General features: G+C 60.8%; 17 protein-coding genes. 5 read left to right on the plus strand and 12 right to left on the minus strand.

The genetic code is table 11. The features are described from left to right. Positions 1-17: 17 nt before the first annotated feature. The 6 genes from JTP94_RS35205 to JTP94_RS35230 form a co-directional block, all read right to left on the minus strand. Complete coding sequence (locus JTP94_RS35205; protein WP_210384367.1) at positions 18-497, minus strand: GNAT family N-acetyltransferase; 480 nt, start codon at positions 495-497, stop codon at positions 18-20. Further along, the gene (locus tag JTP94_RS35210; protein WP_204854960.1) at positions 494-1,264 is read right to left on the minus strand and encodes a molybdopterin-synthase adenylyltransferase MoeB; all 771 of its coding nucleotides are present in this window, start codon (positions 1,262-1,264) and stop codon (positions 494-496) included. Before JTP94_RS35210 ends, JTP94_RS35205 begins: the two co-directional genes overlap by 4 nt. 36 nt (positions 1,265-1,300) lie before the next feature. Next, positions 1,301-2,428 carry a DNA replication/repair protein RecF gene (recF, locus tag JTP94_RS35215; RefSeq protein WP_204854961.1) on the minus strand — a complete coding sequence of 376 codons (1,128 nt, stop codon included), beginning with the start codon at positions 2,426-2,428 and terminating at the stop codon, positions 1,301-1,303. Between the two features lie 199 nt (positions 2,429-2,627). Then, complete coding sequence (gene dnaJ, locus JTP94_RS35220; RefSeq protein WP_204854962.1) at positions 2,628-3,776, minus strand: molecular chaperone DnaJ; 1,149 nt, start codon at positions 3,774-3,776, stop codon at positions 2,628-2,630. Positions 3,777-3,958: 182 nt separating this feature from the next. Next, positions 3,959-5,875 (minus strand): molecular chaperone DnaK, encoded by a 1,917-nt coding sequence (gene dnaK, locus JTP94_RS35225; RefSeq protein ID WP_204854963.1) that lies wholly within the window; start codon positions 5,873-5,875, stop codon positions 3,959-3,961. A 292-nt stretch (positions 5,876-6,167) separates the two neighbouring features. Beyond that, positions 6,168-8,549: a transglycosylase domain-containing protein gene (locus JTP94_RS35230; RefSeq protein WP_204854964.1), complete on the minus strand. Its 2,382-nt coding sequence runs from the start codon at positions 8,547-8,549 to the stop codon at positions 6,168-6,170. A gap of 347 nt (positions 8,550-8,896) precedes the next feature. Here JTP94_RS35230 and JTP94_RS35235 point away from each other — a divergent pair, with 347 nt between their 5' ends. From JTP94_RS35235 to JTP94_RS35240, 3 genes are all read left to right on the plus strand, one after another. Further along, the gene (locus JTP94_RS35235; protein ID WP_034512752.1) at positions 8,897-9,085 is read left to right on the plus strand and encodes a hypothetical protein; all 189 of its coding nucleotides are present in this window, start codon (positions 8,897-8,899) and stop codon (positions 9,083-9,085) included. A 78-nt stretch (positions 9,086-9,163) separates the two neighbouring features. Next, positions 9,164-9,286, plus strand: coding sequence for a hypothetical protein (locus JTP94_RS35870; protein ID WP_271025492.1), 123 nt, complete (start codon positions 9,164-9,166; stop codon positions 9,284-9,286). A gap of 239 nt (positions 9,287-9,525) precedes the next feature. Beyond that, positions 9,526-9,768 carry a DUF982 domain-containing protein gene (locus tag JTP94_RS35240; protein ID WP_204854965.1) on the plus strand — a complete coding sequence of 81 codons (243 nt, stop codon included), beginning with the start codon at positions 9,526-9,528 and terminating at the stop codon, positions 9,766-9,768. A gap of 249 nt (positions 9,769-10,017) precedes the next feature. Here JTP94_RS35240 and JTP94_RS35245 read toward each other — a convergent pair whose 3' ends face one another. The 5 genes from JTP94_RS35245 to JTP94_RS35265 all read right to left on the minus strand — a co-directional run bounded on the left by JTP94_RS35245 (position 10,018) and on the right by JTP94_RS35265 (position 15,964). Further along, positions 10,018-10,857, minus strand: coding sequence for an SH3 domain-containing protein (locus JTP94_RS35245; RefSeq protein WP_204854966.1), 840 nt, complete (start codon positions 10,855-10,857; stop codon positions 10,018-10,020). A 704-nt stretch (positions 10,858-11,561) separates the two neighbouring features. Further along, entirely contained in the window at positions 11,562-13,013 is a 1,452-nt protein-coding gene (locus JTP94_RS35250; RefSeq protein ID WP_204854967.1) for an efflux transporter outer membrane subunit, read from the minus strand. Positions 13,014-13,365: 352 nt separating this feature from the next. Next, on the minus strand, positions 13,366-14,310 hold the full coding sequence (locus JTP94_RS35255) for a phosphoribosylaminoimidazolesuccinocarboxamide synthase (protein WP_204854975.1): 945 nt from the start codon (positions 14,308-14,310) through the stop codon (positions 13,366-13,368). Between the two features lie 147 nt (positions 14,311-14,457). Then, positions 14,458-15,141, minus strand: a complete 684-nt coding sequence (locus JTP94_RS35260) for a phosphoribosyltransferase (protein ID WP_204854968.1) — start codon at positions 15,139-15,141, stop codon at positions 14,458-14,460. A gap of 13 nt (positions 15,142-15,154) precedes the next feature. Then, on the minus strand, positions 15,155-15,964 hold the full coding sequence (locus JTP94_RS35265; RefSeq protein ID WP_204854969.1) for a pseudouridine synthase: 810 nt from the start codon (positions 15,962-15,964) through the stop codon (positions 15,155-15,157). Between the two features lie 336 nt (positions 15,965-16,300). On the opposite strand from JTP94_RS35265, the gene JTP94_RS35270 reads away from it, so the two are divergent. Together JTP94_RS35270 and JTP94_RS35275 are read left to right on the plus strand one after the other, a co-directional pair. Next, entirely contained in the window at positions 16,301-17,020 is a 720-nt protein-coding gene (locus JTP94_RS35270) for a response regulator (protein ID WP_204854970.1), read from the plus strand. Positions 17,021-17,023: 3 nt separating this feature from the next. Further along, a complete protein-coding gene (locus tag JTP94_RS35275; protein ID WP_204854971.1) occupies positions 17,024-18,376 on the plus strand; it encodes an ATP-binding protein in 1,353 nt (450 codons plus the stop codon). A 64-nt stretch (positions 18,377-18,440) separates the two neighbouring features. Here the strand turns inward: JTP94_RS35275 and JTP94_RS35280 are convergent, their stop codons facing one another. Next, positions 18,441-18,647, minus strand: coding sequence for a hypothetical protein (locus tag JTP94_RS35280; protein WP_034512760.1), 207 nt, complete (start codon positions 18,645-18,647; stop codon positions 18,441-18,443). Positions 18,648-19,070 lie beyond the last annotated feature (423 nt).

The raw sequence follows: 19,070 nt of genomic DNA on the forward strand, positions 1-19,070 counted from the left end.
GTCGAAGGCGCGAATCGCTACGGCAGGAATTTCTGCATCTCGATCGAAGTTGTGCGATCGAAGCCCGGATGGCGATTCTCGGCGGTTTTGGCGAAGCCCAATGCGGCGAAGGTTGCATGGTTTTCGATGAGTTCGATCCGCGTTTCCAGCCGCAGAATGGCGAGACCTCGCTTGCGCGCCTCGGCCTCCGCATATGTCAGCAGACGCCTGCCGATCCCCTTGCCTTGCGCGGTCGGCAACACGGCCAACTTGCCGATATAGAGGCTTTCCGGCTCGGCGCGACAAAATACACAGCCAGCTATCTTATCGTCATCAAGCGCGACATAGCCGATCTCGTTGCGAGCTTTTTCCCTGAGAGACTGCGGCGTCAGCGCAAGCGCGGACGAGGGTGGGTCAATCCTTCCGTTCATATAGGCGAAGGAGGCAAGGATGAGGTCGAGCAATGCGTCCCAGCAGTCGAAGCTGCCATTCAGGCGCTGAAGCACGATATCGCTCATTCGGCGGCGGCCCTCGCGCGCTTGCGGCGATAGCGAATGGTCTCGAAGCGCGCCGTAAGCGCATCGTAAAGCAGCAGCCTGCCGATCAGCGGTTCGCCGATGCCAGTGATGAGCTTGATCGCCTCCATCGCCATCAGCGTGCCGATGACGCCGGTCAATGCGCCGATGATGCCGGTTTCGGCGCAGCTGGGAATGAGGCCCTGCGGCGGCGGTGCCGGGAAGAGATCGCGATAACGCGGATTGAGTGCGCCGTCAGCGTCGCTCTCGTAAGGCTTCAACGTCGTCACGGATCCGTCGAATCGTCCGACTGCACCTGTCACGAGCGGCAGATGCGCGGCCTCGGTCGCATCGGCAGCGGCATAGCGCGTATCGAAATTGTCGGAGCCGTCGATGACGAGGTCGAAGCCGGCAAGATGCCGCGCAGCCGTATCGGGCGCAAAACGCTCCTCGAAACGGATGGTCCGCACATGCGGGTTGAGCCGTGCGATGGCGTCGGCGGCACTTTGCGTCTTCAATTCACCGATGGTGCCGGTGTCATGGATCACCTGCCGCTGCAGGTTGGACAGCGAAACGCGGTCGTCGTCGGTAATGCCGAGCGTACCGACGCCGGCAGCCGCAAGATATTGCAGCACGGGCGCACCGAGCCCGCCCGCGCCAATCACCAGAACGCGCGCGGTCTTCAATTTCTGCTGGCCAGCGCCGCCGACTTCGGGCAGCAGGATGTGGCGCTGGTAGCGGGCGATTTCGTCTGAGGTCAAAGGATCCATGATGGGAATTCTATCACACTGGCAGGAGACGAGGTGCTAGGATTTTGTAATGCCACCATGCGCGACGGTAAAGAATTGCGCGCGTTCGCCGAGCGCGGAAAACATGGCCTTGTCCGTGCCGGTCATAAACGCCTGGCCGCCGAGCCCGTCGATGAGATCGAAAAGTGCGGCGCGCCGGCCCTCGTCGAGATGCGCGGCAATCTCGTCGAGCAGCAGGACCGGCGCATGCCCGGTCAGATTGCCGACGAGGCGCGCATGGGCGAGGACCAGGCCGACAAGCAGGGCCTTCTGCTCGCCGGTCGAGCAGCGTTCCGCCTCCATGTCTTTTTCGCGGTGGCGCACCAGAAGATCGGCCCTGTGCGGCCCATCCAGCGTTCGCCCGGCCGCGGCATCGCGGTAACGCCCCTCGCGGAGCAGCGCAGTGTAATGATCCTCGAGATCGACGGCCGGCCGGTCGAATTGCCCGTCGAAAAAGCCGGATAGCTCAAGTGCTGCCGAGGGAAAAGGCGTTGCCTCGCGCGTTTCGGCAATCAGCCGCGAAAGAAGGCCGAGCATCTCCTGCCGCGCGATCGCCATGGCGATGCCGAGACTTGCCATCTGCTCTTCTATGCCGGTAAGCCAGGAGGGATCGAATCGGCCTTCTGACAGCAGCTTGTTGCGGCTGCGCATGGCGCGCTCGAAATCGCTGGCACGACGGCCATGGGCGGGATCGAGCGACAGCACCAGCCGGTCGAGGAAGCGGCGGCGTTCGGAAGAGCCGCCCGTAAAGAGGCCGTCCATGGCCGGCGTCAACCAGAGAACGCGCAGATGATCGGTCAACTCGTCCACGGTCTTGGCCGTCGTGCCGTTGATTCGCAACTTGCGGGTCGCCGCCTCGTCGGTCGCGTCGATGCCGGTGCCGATCTCGACTGAGCCCTCGATGCCTTCAAGTTCGGCAAAGATCGAAAATCCGCCCGGCGCATTGACGCGGGTAACATCGGCATAGGCGGCTCGGCGCAGGCCACGGCCGGGCGAGAGCAGCGAGACCGCCTCCATCAGATTGGTCTTGCCGGCGCCGTTATCGCCGGTCAGCACCACATGCCGCTCGTCAAGCGCAAGTGCGGCCGCCGCATAGTTGCGGAAGTCGGTGAGCTTCAGGCGCGAGATGAAAACCTTGTGCGGCATTGGTCTTTCGGATTCGTGTCGATGGCCGAGGGGTATGCCGAACCAGCAGCAAGCGCAAGGATTTTGCCGTGCAGATCAGCCCTCATGGTGAGGAGGCCCGCCGGGCCGTCTCGAACCACGAGGGCGGGTGATTCGGCCGCAAACAAAAAAACCGGCCGAATCACCGGCCGGTTTTATCGAAAGCGATTTGATTCGCCGCTCAGTCGCTGAAGGTGTCGAAGAAATCCTTCATGCGGGCGAAGAAGCCTGTCGATTCGGGATTGTTGTCCTTCGAGGAGATCTGCTCGAATTCCTGCAGCAGCTCGCGCTGGCGCTTGGTCAGCTTCTGCGGCGTCTCGATCTGGATCTGGATATAGAGATCGCCGATCTGGCTGGAGCGCAGCACCGGCATGCCCTTGGCCTTCAGGCGGAATTGCTTGCCGACCTGCGTCCCCTCGGGAACGGTGACGCGCGATTTCGTGCCGTCGAGCGTCGCCACATCGAAGGTGCCGCCGAGCGCTGCCGTCGTCATCGAGATCGGCACCGCGCAATAAAGGTCGGCGCCGTCGCGCTGGAAGAACTCATGCGGTTTGACGGAAAGGAAGATGTAGAGGTCGCCCGCAGGCCCGCCGCGCAGTCCGGCTTCGCCTTCGCCCTGCAGGCGGATGCGCGTGCCGTCCTCGATGCCGGCCGGAATGTTGACGGAGAGCGCACGCTCTTCGGTCACACGGCCCTGGCCATGACACTTGGTGCAAGGGTCCGGAATGATCTGGCCGCGGCCATGGCAGGTCGGGCAGGTGCGTTCGACGGAGAAGAAGCCCTGTGCGGCGCGCACCCGGCCGGAGCCCTGGCAGGTGCCGCAGGTCTTGGGTTGCGTGCCGGGCTTGGCACCGGAGCCGGAACAGACGTCGCAGGTGAGCGAGGTCGGCACGCGGATCTGCGCCGTCTTGCCGATAAAGGCTTCCTCGAGCGAGATCTCCATATTGTAGCGCAGATCGGCGCCGCGCTCGCGACCGCCGGAGGAGCGTCCGCGCGCGCGGCCGCCACCCATCATCTCGCCGAAAATATCCTCGAAAATATCGGAGAAACCGCCGCCGCCGCCGAAGCCGGCACCAAAACCGCCTCCACCGCCCATGCCGCCGTGCTCGAAAGCCGCGTGGCCATAGCGATCATAGGCCGCGCGCTTCTGCGGATCCTTGAGCGTTTCGTAGGCTTCGTTGATTTCCTTGAACTTCCGCTCGGCGCTGCTGTCGTCCGGGTTCTTGTCCGGATGAAATTGCATCGCCAGCTTACGAAAGGCGCTCTTCAGCTCTTTCTCGTCCGCCGTCTTTGAGACGCCCAATGTCTCGTAAAAATCCGCTTTTGCCATTAAGGATTAGACCCCGGAAATGGATTTCCGGCTGCCCGAAGGCAGCCGGATCATGCGCATAACCCCTTAAATTGATAGAGTTTAAGGAGAGGCTTATGCGCCACTTTAAATTCTACTGCGACCTTTGCGCGTCCAAAAGGACGCGCGGCGCAGTAGCTCCTCGAGAACCTTTCGGTTCGCGCTTATGCAGACCGCTTGCGGTCGTCTTCGTCCTTGATTTCCTCGTAGTCGGCATCGACGACGTCGTCCTTGCCGGCTGCCGAGGCATCGGCCGAAGGGGCTTCCGCTTGCTGGGCCTCATAGATTGCCTGGCCGAGCTTCATGGAAACTTCCATGAGCGTCTGGGTCTTGGCCTTGATGTCTTCGGCATTCGGATCGGAAGCTTCCGTTGCCGTCTTCAGTGCTGCGATAGCGTCGGAGATCGCGTTGCGATCGGCTTCGCTGACCTTGTCGCCATAATCCTTCAGCGACTTCTCGCTGGAGTGGATCAGGCTTTCGGCCTGGTTATTGGCTTCGACGCCTTCGCGACGCTTCTTGTCCTCGGCCGCATGGGCTTCGGCATCCTTGACCATCTTCTCGATGTCGGCGTCGGAAAGACCGCCGGAAGCCTGGATGCGAATCTGCTGTTCCTTGCCGGTGCCCTTGTCCTTGGCCGAAACCTGGACGATGCCGTTGGCGTCGATGTCGAAGGTGACTTCGATCTGCGGCATGCCGCGCGGAGCCGGCGGCAGGCCGACGAGGTCGAACTGACCGAGCAGCTTGTTGTCGGCAGCCATTTCGCGCTCGCCCTGCGATACGCGGATGGTCACGGCCGACTGGTTGTCATCGGCGGTCGAGAAGGTCTGCGACTTCTTCGTCGGGATCGTCGTGTTGCGTTCGATCAGACGGGTGAAGACGCCACCCAGCGTTTCGATGCCGAGCGACAGCGGGGTCACGTCGAGCAGCAGCACGTCCTTGACGTCGCCCTGCAGAACGCCGGCCTGGATGGCGGCGCCGAGGGCGACGACTTCATCCGGGTTGACGCCCTTGTGCGGTTCCTTGCCGAACAGCTGCTTGACGACTTCCTGTACCTTCGGCATGCGGCTCATGCCGCCGACGAGAACGACTTCGTCGATTTCGGCAGCGGTAACGCCGGCATCCTTGAGGGCGGCCTTGCAGGGCGCGATGGTGCGCTGCACGAGGTCGTCGACCAGGCTTTCCAGCTTGGCGCGCGTCAGCTTCAGCGTCAGGTGCTTCGGGCCGGTGGCGTCAGCCGTGATGAAGGGCAGGTTGATTTCGGTCTGCTGCGCGGAGGACAGCTCGATCTTCGCCTTTTCGGCAGCTTCCTTGAGGCGCTGCAGCGCGAGCTTGTCGCCCTTGAGGTCGATGCCGTTGTCCTTCTTGAATTCTGCGACGAGATATTCGACGAGACGCATGTCGAAGTCTTCACCGCCGAGGAAAGTGTCGCCGTTGGTCGACTTCACTTCGAAGACGCCGTCGCCGATTTCCAGGATGGAGATATCGAAGGTGCCGCCGCCAAGGTCGTAGACGGCGATGGTCTTGCCGTCCTTCTTGTCGAGGCCGTAGGCGAGGGCCGCAGCGGTCGGCTCGTTGATGATGCGCAGGACTTCAAGGCCGGCGATCTTGCCGGCATCCTTGGTTGCCTGGCGCTGCGCGTCGTTGAAGTATGCGGGAACGGTGATGACGGCCTTTTCGACCTTCTCGCCGAGATAGGATTCGGCTGTTTCCTTCATCTTCTGAAGGATCATTGCGGAAATCTGCGCGGGCGAATAGCCCTTGCCGTTGGCTTCGACCCAAGCGTCGCCATTGTCACCCTTGACGATCGTGAAAGGAACGAGGTGCTTGTCCTTCTCGACGGTCGGATCTTCGTAGCGGCGGCCGATCAGGCGCTTGACAGCGAAGAGCGTATTCGTGGGGTTTGTGACAGCCTGGCGCTTGGCCGGCTGGCCGACGAGGCGTTCGCCGTCGTCGGTGAAGGCAACCATCGATGGGGTGGTGCGGGCGCCTTCGGCATTTTCGATCACTTTCGCGTCTTTACCGTCCATGACGGCAACGCAGGAATTTGTCGTTCCAAGGTCGATACCAATTACTTTTGCCATGTCATTCTCTCCTTGAAGCAAGCTATCGGAACCCCTGTCAGGCATTCCATTGACAGCCCCTTACGGGATGGTCTTGAGGATTGCGCAGCCATGACTGCGGTGATGCCGCGTATATAAGTAGCGGTTTTACTGACTGCAAGGCAGGAAATGACCTGGAATCCAGCAAAACGAATGGTTTGTCGCCCAAATTCCACATGCCCAGGGCGGTCCACGGGCCTGTGGATTTCATGCAATCCTATATCAGATCAGCCTTGCCTCGGCCATGCAAGCGGCAAGGCTGAAAATTACGTTTTTATTGACCCAGAATGACGTCGAGAAGCGAGGAACGGTGCGGTCGCACCGTCGCCGTATGGGGGCTGGTATCGCCCACATCGGCAGGGGGGATGTCGCCGGTGTCGTAGGTGTTCGAGCTGTAGGGGTTGGTGTCGTCGGTCAGATTGGCCGGCGGCAGATCCTGCGGGTCGTCGTTGGCAACGGTCTGGTTGACGATCTGCGGCTGGATCGGCTGCTGCGACGGCCGTTGTTGCAGCGTCGGCTGCTGAATCGCCTGCCTGCCGCCGATCGCGCCAGAAATGATACTGCCGATCGTCGTGGGTTGATCGGCATTCGGCGCCGATTGCGCCACGGGCAGGCCGTTGTCGATGATCTGACCGCCACCGAAGATCGGCGCCGGCGTCACGCCCTTGTGCGCGGCGACCATGAATTCCTTCCATGCCTTGGCCGGCAGTCCGCCGCCCGTGACCTTGCGCATCGACTTGCCGTCGTCGTTGCCGAACCAGACGCCGGTGGTCAGATGGCTGGTAAATCCGACGAACAGCGCGTCGCGGAAGGATTGCGTCGTTCCGGACTTGCCGGCGGCCTGCCAGCCGGGAATGCGGGCCGACCTGCCGGTTCCGGATGCGATGACGCCGGCCATCATGGCGTTCATGTTGGCGACGATATCCGGGTTCATCACGCGTGGCGGATTGTCGGCATTGGCTTGGTAGAGCACCTTGCCGCCTGCGGTCGTGACCTTGGTAACGACGTATGGCGTCGCCTTGAAGCCGCCATTCATGAAGGCAGCGTAGGCGGAGGTCAGTTCCAGCAGCGAGACCTCCGACGTGCCGAGCGCGATGGAGGCGTTGGCTTGCAGGTCTGATTCGATGCCGAGCCTATGGGCGACCTTGATCACCTGTTCCGGTCCGACCTCGGCGACGAGCTGCGCGGCAACCGTGTTCAGCGACTGCGCCACCGCGGTGGCAAGCGTCACGGGGCCGCTATAGCGCTGCTCGTAATTCTCCGGCGCCCAGTTGCCGATCTTGATCGGCGCGTCGTTGCGGATCGAGTTGGGCGTCAGGCCCATTTCCAGTGCCGCGGTATAGACGAAGGGTTTGAAGGCCGAGCCCGGCTGGCGCTTGGCGGTGACGGCGCGATTGAACTGGCTCTGTGCGTAGTCGCGGCCGCCGACCAGCGCGCGGATGGCGCCCGTCGCGTCGACGGACACGAGCGAGGCCTGGGATGCGTTCAGCTTCTTGCCATCCTTGGCGAGCACGTCTTCCAGCGCCTTTTCGGCCTTCTCTTCCAGCGACATGTCGAGGGTAGTGTCGACGATCAGGTCTTCCTTGATGTCGCTGCCGATCAGCTTAGGAAGCTGATCCATGACCATGTCAGCGACGTAGTTTTCCGCGCCGCTCCAATAGCTCTTCGAGCGTGTCGGCGGCTGCGACATTGCGGTCTTGATGTCGGCCTCGCTGATGAAGCCCTGATCGTGCATGGCCTGCAGCACCAGCTGGGCCCGAGCCTCTGCGGCGGCGGGATCGCGCGCAGGCGACAGCCGCGACGGCGCCTTGACGAGGCCGGCGAGCATGGCGGCCTCGCCGAGGTTCACGTCGCGGGCCGATTTGTTGAAGTAACGCCGCGAGGCCGCCTCGACGCCATAGGCGTTCGAGCCGAAATAGACGCGGTTCAGATACATCGTCAGGATCTGGTCCTTGGTGTATTTATGCTCCAGCCATAGCGCCAGCAGCACTTCCTGCACCTTGCGTTCCAGCGTGCGATCCGGCGACAGGAACAGGTTCTTGGCCAGCTGCTGCGTCAGCGTCGAGCCGCCCTGGACGGCGTGTCCCGTCACCATGTTGGTCACGAAGGCGCGGCCGAGACCGATCGGATCGAAGCCGAAATGGGAATAGAAGCGCCGATCCTCGATGGCGACGATGGCTTCGGGTATGTAGGGCGACATGTCGCTGAGCGCCAAGGCCTCACCACCGGTCGTGCCGCGGTTGGCAATCAGGCTGCCGTCGAGGTCGGCGATCTTTACATTCGGCGGCCGCTCGGGAATGACCCAGGTGCTGGCGCTCGGCATGCGTGATCCATAATAGGCGACAAGGCCCGCAAGCCCGATGCCGGCCCAGAGGCAAAGCACCAGGCCCCAATAGATCGTTGTGCGGATGAACCCGAAAAAACCGCGGCGCGGTGGACGTCGGACGGGCTTGCGGCGGCTGCGGGAGCGGCGGGGTTTTGCGACCACCGGCTCGTCCTCGTCTTCGTCGTCTTCATCCCGCTCGGGCTCTTCATATCTGGAAGTGCGTCTGCTGTTGACGATGCGCTCGCCAGCGCTGAATCCATCATCGCTGCGTTCCCGACCGCTGGAAAAGGATGGTTCTATCCTCTGGCGTGATTTTTTCTTATCTGCCATTGCGGACCGGTCGTACCTCGATGCTTCAGTGTTCCTATGTCTGCTGCCGGGCTGATTCACAACGGCAGCGCATGCCCTTCAGGACGCGCGATCGCCCGTCTGCCGGCTATCATCTTGGAAGAATGATCCCGATGCTCCGGACAGGAGCGCTGCCTGCCGTTCGTTCACGAACCCCTCGCGAAGACATTAAATCCCGCCTGAACTGTAAATGCGGCGATTTAAGGAGGGATTAAGAACAATTCCAGGCCCTCGCGATGGCGGCTTTCGCCCATCCGCGACAGGGGCCGTGCAGGGAACTTTTCGCCGTCCTGGGCATTATCATCCCATAAAAACAAGAGGGCGAGCAAATGAGTTCACTGATCAAGATAGAGAAAGCTGGCGAGAGCAAGCTGCGGGAAGTGTGGAGTGTCGAGGATTTTGCCCGGCGCCACCGGATTTGCAAGGACGAGGAAGTCCGGCTGAAGAGGCTGTTTGGCGACTTCGCGACAAAGCAGGAATTGCTCTCGAATGCGCAAAGGCCGCCACTGTTTCGTTGAACGGTCTTGGCGGGCCAGGCGCGATGTTCGTCGTGGGCTACTGCGACTGAACGGTTTGCGGCGGAGGAGGCTGGGCCAATGTGGAAGCGTTTTGAAGTATGGTTGGTCGATCAGATCGATCGGATATTCGGACTGGAGCGGCTCGCACGCCGTGCCGGCTTCTCGCCCGACGAGGCAAAGCGTATCGCCCGCAAGAAATAGGTTGCGCGCCCGCCTGCAACGGCATTCGGCAAATGTCCTCACTTCCCATAAAGCTATTGCGGGAACTCGTCTCGCCGGTCTCAGCGGCCGGCGATTGAACCCGATCGAATGCTTCGACACTTCGAGTGATCTTCGCGATGTTGCGTATTTTCGAATGATCTGATCGGAGTTATAGTACTGTCATGTGACCGTCTTGGGGGCGGTTCTAAGCAGTGGGTAGCGCGTGAGGAGGAGTATTCATGCGACACATCAAATGGAGCAATCCGATCGAGATCGGTTTCGTTCAAGGTACTTTCCAGACTGTGACAGGCCCGTCCGAGGCATTGAATTGCATGGCCAATCTTTGGCCGGACCGGCGTGGTCCGCTGTATGTGGCGGCGAGAAGCGTTTGCCGGGCAGCGATCGATGGCCGCAGGTCCGCCGAGGAAGCCCGTGAGATGTTCATCTCGGCAATGCGGGAAGCGCATCTGAAAACCCATTGAAGCGCCTCCGCGCTGCCGGGTCGTTTGATCGCTCGAAACTTCCGCCGTGGCGGAAGTGCGGCAACAGGCACGTTACCTGAAAGCGGATCATTTCCGCGGGATTTCCTATTGCGATACGCAACCGGGCCATACAGGCGGCCTAGCTTTTTCAAGCTAGAATGCATTTTCAAGCTAGAATGCACGGCATCAAAAAGGCCGGCGACTTTGAGGGTCGCCGGCCTTTTGTTGTCTAGGGCTCACCAAACGCCGTCAGCGGTTTGAACCTCTTACCGACATGCGGCAATTCGGTTCCGACGCCGGGCAGGGATCCTTGTGATCAGGGCTATAAGGACCCGGGGCACCTGCATTCGGCCGCGGATTGTTCTGCGGCTGGGGCTGCGGCTGAGCTTGAGGCTGTCGCTGCTGCGGTTCGGGGCGCGGCTGGCGGTCCGGCCGGTTGGCCGAGCCCTGGTTGTTGTCCGGCTGCTGGCGGCCCCAGTCCCGATTGTCGTCGCGCTGTCTGTCCCCGTCGCGATTGCGGTCGGGGCGGCGATTCCAGTTCTGATCCTGTCCGTCATTCCAGTCCGATCCGCTATTCCAGTCGCGATTGCGGTCGGGACGGCGGTCCCAATTGCGATCCGGTCCGTTATCCCAGTCTGATCCCTGGTCCCATCCCGGATTGCGGTCCGGGCGACGATAGACCGGGCTAGGTCCGCGCCGCCAGCGGTCGCGATCGCGGTAGAAATCGCGGCCGCGATAATAACGACCCCAATAGTCATCGAAGTTGAAGACCACGGTCGGAATACCGAGCGGGCGATAATATTGCGGATCGACATAGATACGACGCGACTGGTAGGTCGCCTGAATATAGCGGCCGGCGACCCATCCGCGACCACCGTAGAACGAGACGTCGCACCAGGGCGTCTCGTTGAGGCAGCCATTGATCTGCAGCGGCACGCCGACAGGGATCATGGTCACTGCCGGATAAGCGGTGCTCGGGCCTGACCGCATGTTGACGTTTGCGGTGGCAAAGCCTTCCGCTGCTTCCGCGATGGCCGGCAACGCAACGAGTGCGGCCAGCATGCTCGCGGCAATAACCTTGAACTTCATGAATACTCTCCCTTTGCACACCGTCGTTGCGAAGTCGTCGTGCGGTGCTTGTTCGGCATCTGGTGCGCCTACCCCGGCGCCATTCGGTATGACTTTCCAATTTCGGCAAGATAAAGGCTTGCACATGCACGGAATCTGATAGGATTTCGTGGCCACCTTCAATCTTTGCATGTGTTTTAAAAGTATTTGCATGAATGGAGCTTGAACGATCGCGGATGAAGCGCTCGAAAGCTGCGGGACTTTTTGATAAGTCGTGCTTACTATTTTGCGTATTACAGCCGCTGAAGTGCTGCGTACTTCATGGCGCGGCTGGAGGAATAATCGCCGCGACCTTGAAATCGCCGTCTTGCTTGCCGATATAGGGTTCAGTCATGCAGCCGATGGATGACCGGCGCGCTTCAAAGCGAGCAGTGTTTATCCTTCTTCGTGAAAGTGAAGTTGACGTTGCGTTAACCTTTCACGATCAGTCTGGCTGCAGTTCCGCTTTCCCTTTGACCACGGATGTACTGGCACTGTTGTGAGGGCGGATGACGAAAGGCCGGTTTATTCCGGCCTTTTTGTTTTTCATTGTTATGGCGTGCTTTGCGAAAGCGAGGCGCGCCATTTTCAATTTCAGCCTTTGCTCTGAAAACGAAAAACCGCCGCAGTCACCTGCGGCGGTTTTGAAGATTCGAACGAAACGCCCGTTATGCCGGGCGATATCCTCAGTTGACCTTCTTGGCCGAGACCTTGACGATCTTGGCCGGCGCTTCGGCGACGGTTGCCTTGCCTGCCGGCACGTAACCTGCACCGATCGCGATGTTCAGCGAGATATAGTCGGTGGCGCTCTGCTGAACGGCCTGTGCTAGGCTCTGCTGAGCGGCTGTCACGTTACGCTGTGCGTCGAGAACGTCGAGCAGCGAGGACGCACCGTCCTTATAGCTCGCGGTCGAGAGTTGCAGCGCTTCCTGATAGGAAGCCACCTGAGCGTGAAGAGCCGCAACGGTCTGCGCATCGCGGCTGACGGCCGACAAGGCGTCTTCCACCTGTTGAACAGCAGTCCTCACCGTCTGTTGCCAGACGATGTACTGTTCACGGCTTGAGGACTGGGCGCTCTTGACGCCGGCACGCAATGTGCCGCCATCGAAGATCGGCAGGTTGAGCGACGGGCCGAACGACCAGCTGGTCAGGCTGCCGCTTGCCGATGAGCTGTGGATATAGGATGGCGAGATCGCGCCGCTGAGCGTGATCGATGGGAAGAGCTTGGCTTCCGCTACGCCGATCTGGGCGGTAGCAGCGGCAAGGTTACGCTCCGCAGCGCGAATGTCCGGACGGTTGCGGATAAGATCGGCAGGAACGCCGCTGCGAACGCTACCACGGAACACCGGCTGTTTGCCGCCGCCCTGCATCTGCGCAATGATGGTTGAGGAAGGCACATTAAGCAGTGTTGCGATGTGATGAACAGCTTGGCGATAGCTGATCTCGAAGCCAGGAATTGTCGAAAGCGTCGAATTGACGAGACCTTCGGCCTGAACCACGTCGAGGCGGGATGCAGCACCAGCTTCGAGCTGGAACTTCGTCAATGAAAGCGTGTCGCGGCGAGACTTTAGGTTTTCCTGAGCGATCGCTACGAGCGCCTGGAAGTAACGGGCGTTGACGTAGCTGGTGGCCAGGTCCGACAGATAGGTGAGGCGTGCTGTGTCGACGTTGGAATAGGCTGCATCGAGCGAAGCGTTGGCGCTTTCTCTTGCTCGGCGATACTGACCCCAGAGGTCGAGCAGCCACGAAACCGAGGCGCTGCCGTCCGTGGAGTTTTGCGTTTCGGTCTGGGTGCGCAACGCGCCCTTCTGGCCACTGGTCGTGTGGTCGCCGGTAACCGTCAGGTTCGGCAGGCCGCCGGCGCCGGCGGTGACGACTGCAGCCTCAGCCTGGTTGATGATCTCCAGCGATTGCTGGATGTTGAGGTTTTGGGCAAGCCCCTGGGAGGCGAAGGCGTTCAGCCTGGAATCGCCGAAAGCGGTCCACCATTGCGAACCGGCGATATCGCCGTTGACTTTCGTACCGCCCTCCGAGAATTTGGCCGGCAGAGGCATTTCCGGTGGCTTATGATCTGGGCCGCTGACGCAACCTGCCAGAATAAGCAGCAGGGCGGGGGCGGCAGTACGAATGGAAACCATCACATTGTCCCACAATTCAATTTACATGATCAGTGTTTTACGGGGTCGACATGACCCCAAGTGTTTCGGCGCTCCAGCCTTACGCAGTACAAACAATGACCCGAAGCGGTCGGCGTCAATCTAGCAATGAGTTTTGCAATAGCACAGTGGCTTTTACGATTTCTCGTCGGCGAACATATGTGGGATCGAGCGAAATATCAGGGTTTCGGTAAAAAAAATCTAAAGTGTTGCAAAAAACATACCCTTTCGCCTACCACTCAAGGGTGCGGGATGCCGACGAATCGATAGCCGGCGCAACCATTGGGATGTTATTCGGCGCGCTGATCTCGTTAAAAGTCCGCTCGGATTGTCTCTACGGGAAATAGCGAGCCAGGCTTGCGCGAACCCGGTCGCGCGGTGTTGCACTGCGGTCGTCGGCCGGGAAAGACGTACCTGTGATTGCTTCATAGGCACGGATATACACCTTGGACGTCTGCTCGATGAGCTCCAGCGGGATCTCCGGGATCTCATCCTTGTAAGGATCACAGCGTTCCGTCACCCAGGACCGGACGAAATCCTTGTCGAAGCTTTCCGGGCGGACGCCCTTTTCGAATCTGTCCTGATAGCTGTCGGCCAGCCAATAGCGGCTGCTGTCTGGGGTATGGATCTCGTCGGCAAGGATGATCGTGCCGTTCTCGTCGGTGCCGAATTCATATTTGGTATCGACGAGGATGAGCCCCCGCTTGCGGGCGATTTCCTGACCGCGCGCAAACAGGGCCAGCGCATAGTCCGACAATGTCCGCCATTGCGCCTCGGTCAGAAGCCCTTGCTCGATGATCTGGGTCGGCGTCAATGGTTCGTCGTGGCCGCCGTCGAATTCCTTGCTCGTCGGCGTGATGATCGGCTCCGGCAGGATCTGGTTGTCGCGCATGCCATCCGGCAGCGTGATGCCGTACATCTCGCGCTGACCTTTCTTATAAAGCGTCAGGATCGAGGTGCCGGTGGTGCCGGCGAGATAGCCGCGCACGACGACCTCGACCGGCAGAATGTTCAGCCGCTTGCCAATCACGACGTTCGGGTCCGGATAGTCGATGACGTGGTTCGGGCAGATATCGCGCGTCTGCTCGAACCAGTAGCGAGCCGTTTGGGTGAGTACCTGGCCCTTGTAAGGGATGCAGGTGAGGATACGGTCGAAAGCGCTCAAGCGATCGGTGCTGATGATGATGCGGCTGCCGTCGGGCAGGTCATAATTCTCGCGTACCTTGCCGCGATAGTAATTGGGCAGTTCCGGAAAATGGGCTTCGGAGAGAATTCGCAACACGTCCACCAGCAGGCTCATGCATCCGCCCGACGGACGCTTCTTGAGCGGACCCTTAGCGCATTGCGACGGGAATCGGAACGATTTTCATATACAATAGTGCATTCTTCACGCCCACCGGCATGGCCGACGCGGTGGAAAAGGCGATCAGCCGGGACTGTGCCAGCCGCCATTTTCGGTCTGTTTGAGGATCGGCGTCGAAAAGACCCCGACGATCCGCTCGCTCCATTGCCTGCCGTCCGCATCGACGCGCTCCCGCCAGCGCTCGGATTGCAGCATGGCTGCGCCGATCACCACGGGTTCGATGCCGCATGCAGTCAGGAGGGCGAGGCCGGCAACGATCGAAGCTCCGCTCGAGATGACGTCATCGACCAGCGCCACGCGCTTTCCTTCGAGCAGCGGCAACATGCGCGGATCGATATAGAGACGCTTCTCCTGGTTTGGCGTGGTGATGGATGAAAGCGCAACAGACAGCTCGTCGCGATACCAGAATTTGCGCGAGGTCCCGAGCGGCACGTATCGACTATGGCCGAGCGCCCGCGCCGTCGCACTCGCCAGCGTCAGCCCCAGCGTCGGCAATCCGGCCACGACATCGATATCATAGGCGGCAATCCGCGCCGCAAGCGCCTCGGCCAGCGCTTCCTGAACAGTGAAACTCGCCTGATTGACGATCAGCGATGCCAGCGCGTGCCTGTCATCAGCCAGGACGCGGATCGGCAGGCGCAACTGGCGCCCATCCGGCAGCTCCGCCACATAGAAATCGTGGCGTTCTCCCATCGTCGAAAAAGTTTTGGGCGGGTGGAGCTCCTGCCAGAAATCATGAGGCCGCATCGCGTTTCGCCTTTTATCCATTCTGTCTGTTTGTTTTCAGCTCCGCGCGCCGGCGCAGCCGAAGGATTTCGGCCTCCGTCAGGGGCCGGACCGCACCTTTCGGCAAATCGCCAAGCGCGATATCGCCGAAGGCAACGCGCACAAGCCGCAGGCATTCGATGCCGAGCGCCTCCAGCATCCGGCGGATCTGTCGGTTACGGCCCTCCTTAAGCTGGACTTCGATCCAGCTGTTGCGATCTCCGCTGCGCAACAGGCGGGCCATGCTGGCCGTCAGAAGCTCGCCGTCGTCGATGATTCCGCGCTCCATGCGCTCGAGCTGCTCGTGGTCCATGATGCGGTCGACCTGGACGTGATAGACCTTGCCGACATGGCTGACCGGATCGAGCAGCGCCTGCGCCAACACCGTATCGTTGGTAAAGAGGAGTAGCCCCTCGCTCGCCTTGTCCAGCCGCCCGACCGCAGCGAGATGCCGTGCATCGATGTCCCTTAGGCAGTCATAGACCGTCGGCCGGCCGTCGGGATCGTCACGGGTCGTCACCAGCCCGCGCGGCTTGTTCAGCATGAAGTAGAGTTTCTCTTCAGCGGATATTGCGATGTCGTCGACCGCAAATTGCGCCCGCTCCAGATCGACCCATGTGCTCGGATCGGTGACTGTTCTGCCGTTCACGGTCACGCGGCCGGCTGAAATCAGGGTTTCCGCCTGGGTGCGGGAACAATAGCCGAGCTTGGAAAGCGCCCGCGGCAGGGTCACGCGCTTGCCGTCGGGTTCCTGTCTGGCTTTCGCCGTCTTGCCGGATCTTTGCGGTGAATGCCGCTGGCCCACCCGTTTGCCTCACGATCTCTACTGCGATGACCGGGCAATTACCGCCCGCGAAGGACAATCCTTTGGCACGAGGATGATCGGGACGCAAATCTGATTGTCGGAAAGAGGCAGGGCTCGCATTCATGGATACGAGCCCTGCCTCGGACCGGAGCGGGCGATGGGGGTCGGGTAGGCGGCATAGAGGGTGCCGCCGTTCGCTCCGGAGGGATTGCCGTTGCCCGGAAACTGCACGGCTTCTTTTGCTGGGATTTTTCAAAACAGTGGAAATTTGTTACAGTTTGTAACGTCGGCGGTTTCCCTGTTGCCAAAACCGCCTTTCGCCCCGCATGGAGGGCTATGGTTTCCGCATCGCTTCTTCTGGTCGAGGACGACCGCGAGATTAGGGCGCTCCTTGAGGAGTTCCTGAGCCGCGAGGGTTTTGCCGTGCAGGCTGCCGACAGCGCCGCCGCCATGGACCGCATCCTCTCCAAGGGCTTTCCCGATCTCATCATTCTGGATCTGATGCTGCCGGGCGAGGATGGCCTGTCCGCATGCCGCCGCATCCGCGCCCGCAGCCAGGTGCCGATCCTGATGTTGACGGCGAAGTCCGATGATATCGATCGCATCCTTGGACTTGAGATGGGCGCCGACGACTATCTCGGCAAACCCTTCAATCCGCGCGAACTGCTGGCGCGCATTCGTGCTATCCTCCGCCGCTCGGGGCCTGAGCGTCCCGAGGAGGGCGCTGCTCCTGCCCGGCGCAAGAGTTTCGCCGGCCTCACCGTCGATCTCGACGGTCGGGTGATCGAGATGAAAGGCGAACGCATCGTGCACCTGACAACGGCTGAATTCGATCTGCTCGTCTGCTTTCTCGAGCGGCCGCGACGCATTTTATCGCGTGACCAGTTGCTCGACTGGACGCGCGGCCGCGGCGCCGACCCTTTCGACCGCACCATCGACGTGACTGTCTCGCGCCTTCGCACCAAGCTGGGGCATTGCCTGCCGGATGGCGCTCATATCATCACCACCGTGCGCAATGCCGGCTATCTCCTCACGACCGAAGTGAAGGATGTCTGAGCCATGCTGAAACTCGGCCTCGTCGCCCGCATCATCATGATCGTTGCCGTGGCGCTATTCGTCATCCAGCTCGCGGCGTTTGCCGCGGCCCAGTTGAAGCCGGATACGTCGCTCAATCCCGAGATCTCGCCGGCAATGCAGGTCAAGTCGGCGATCCATCTTCTCGATGCCATTTCGCCCGAGGCGCAGCAACAGGCGGTGCGTGCCCTGAATGCCAGCGGCCTGGCACTTAGCCTGGTCGATGCCCCCCTGCCGGGGCAAAAGCATGATGCGTCCGATCTCACCCTGACTGACAAGCTGGCGCGGGAATTCGCGAATATCGCTTTCGGCAACCGCTATTTCAACATGCGTTCGCTTCCCGAAAGACCGCAAGGCTGGTTCTCCGTGGGCGCCCCGGACCGCATCATGGAAGTCTCGATCGGCGTTGCCGGCGGCAAGGTCGCCGTCTTCAAGCTTCCCGATACGCCGACCGTGCGATTGCGCGGGGTTCCGGTCGGCCTCATCGCCGGCGTCCTCGGCATGCTGGTCGCGGTCATCGCCATCGCCGCCGTAGCGCGGGAAACTCGACCCCTCACGCGCCTGTCCCGCACCGTCAACTCCATCGGCAATGGTCTGCAACCGGTCAATATTCCGGAGAGAGGCGCCTGCGAACTTCGCATGCTGATCCGTGCCATCAATGCGATGCAGCTGCGCATCGCTGCACTGGTCAACAACCGCACCCTGATCCTCGGGGCGATCTCGCATGATCTCAGGACCTATCTCACCCGCTTTCGCCTGCGCATGGAAATGATGCCGGATACGCCCCATCGCGACCGGGCGATCGCCGATGTGGAGGCCATGCAGCGCCTCGTCGAGGATGCGCTTGGTTTTGCCCGCAGCACCGTCGTGCCGGACGGGAAAAATATCATCGACCTCGACGTCGCCATTTGTTCCCATGTGGCCGAGCGCCAGGATGCTTCGGACCTCGTTGCCTTCTCCCCGTTCGGGCAGCCCCTGGTCGTGACGATGCCGCAGACGGCTTTGGTGCGGGTGTTGGATAATCTGATCGACAATGCACTGCGCTACGGCGGCTGTGCCGAGGTCGGTGTCGAGCATCGTGGTGATCAAGGTGCCATCATCGTCGGCGATCGCGGACCCGGCATTCCGACGGAACGGCGCAAGGAAGTGCTTGAACCTTTCGTGCGGTTGGAAGAGTCCCGCAACCGCGATCTCGGCGGCAGCGGTCTCGGCCTGGCGATCGTCCGGCAAATTCTCGATGCGCATGGTGGCGCGCTTTGTCTGGAGGATCGCGAGGGCGGTGGGCTCAATGCTGTCGTCTTGCTGCCGCTTGCGCTCGCCGAAAGAAAGGCCGCCTGAGAAACGCAGGCGCCAGACAGCCTCGCGCTACCGCACGATCCGTGCCGTACGCCCCGCCTGCGGCTCAGTGGCAGGTCAGAAACGTCTGGAGCTCTTCCCGGCTGACGACAACGCCAGCAGCGGCTTTTGAAGGATCCGGATGCGTATAGGTGAAGCGCAGCAGGTCAGGCAGATCCAATGCCTGGCGCATGCTCATGATGCCCAGCGCACGACGTCCGCTAGCGCTGTCGACGCTGACTTCGATGATGCTTTCCGGTCTTGTTGTGTGCATTGTTTCCTCCCTCCTATGCTGTTTTTCTTACATATAGCAGAAATCTCATATAAAATATCGGTTTTTCTGAGGCTTGCATCTCAAAATTGCGTGTCGGCAATAGAGCGAGCGGAATGGAGTTGCTCAGCCGTCTGTGACCGTGTCCTCCATCCCTTGAGAGACAAGCACGGACGAGAGCCGGCGTCGGGACGTCGACTTTCCATCGCGTCGGCTGAAATTTTGATCATTTGGACAATATTTTTTGAGGCCCTTGTGGGCAAACTCTGCCTCTCCCCACCCAACCTCACAAAATATCTTTTCAAATCAATCTCTTACAAAAATGTCAGAATTTTTACAGTCTTGTTGTTGACTTGGTTCGTGGGGTGGGATTATAAGCCCACTCACTGAACGAGGGCGGCGGCGCTGCTGGCGACGACGACATTC

The sequence above is a fragment of the Martinezella lusitana genome (assembly GCF_016901135.1).
GTDB classification, from domain to species: Bacteria; Pseudomonadota; Alphaproteobacteria; order Rhizobiales; family Rhizobiaceae; genus Rhizobium; species Rhizobium lusitanum_D.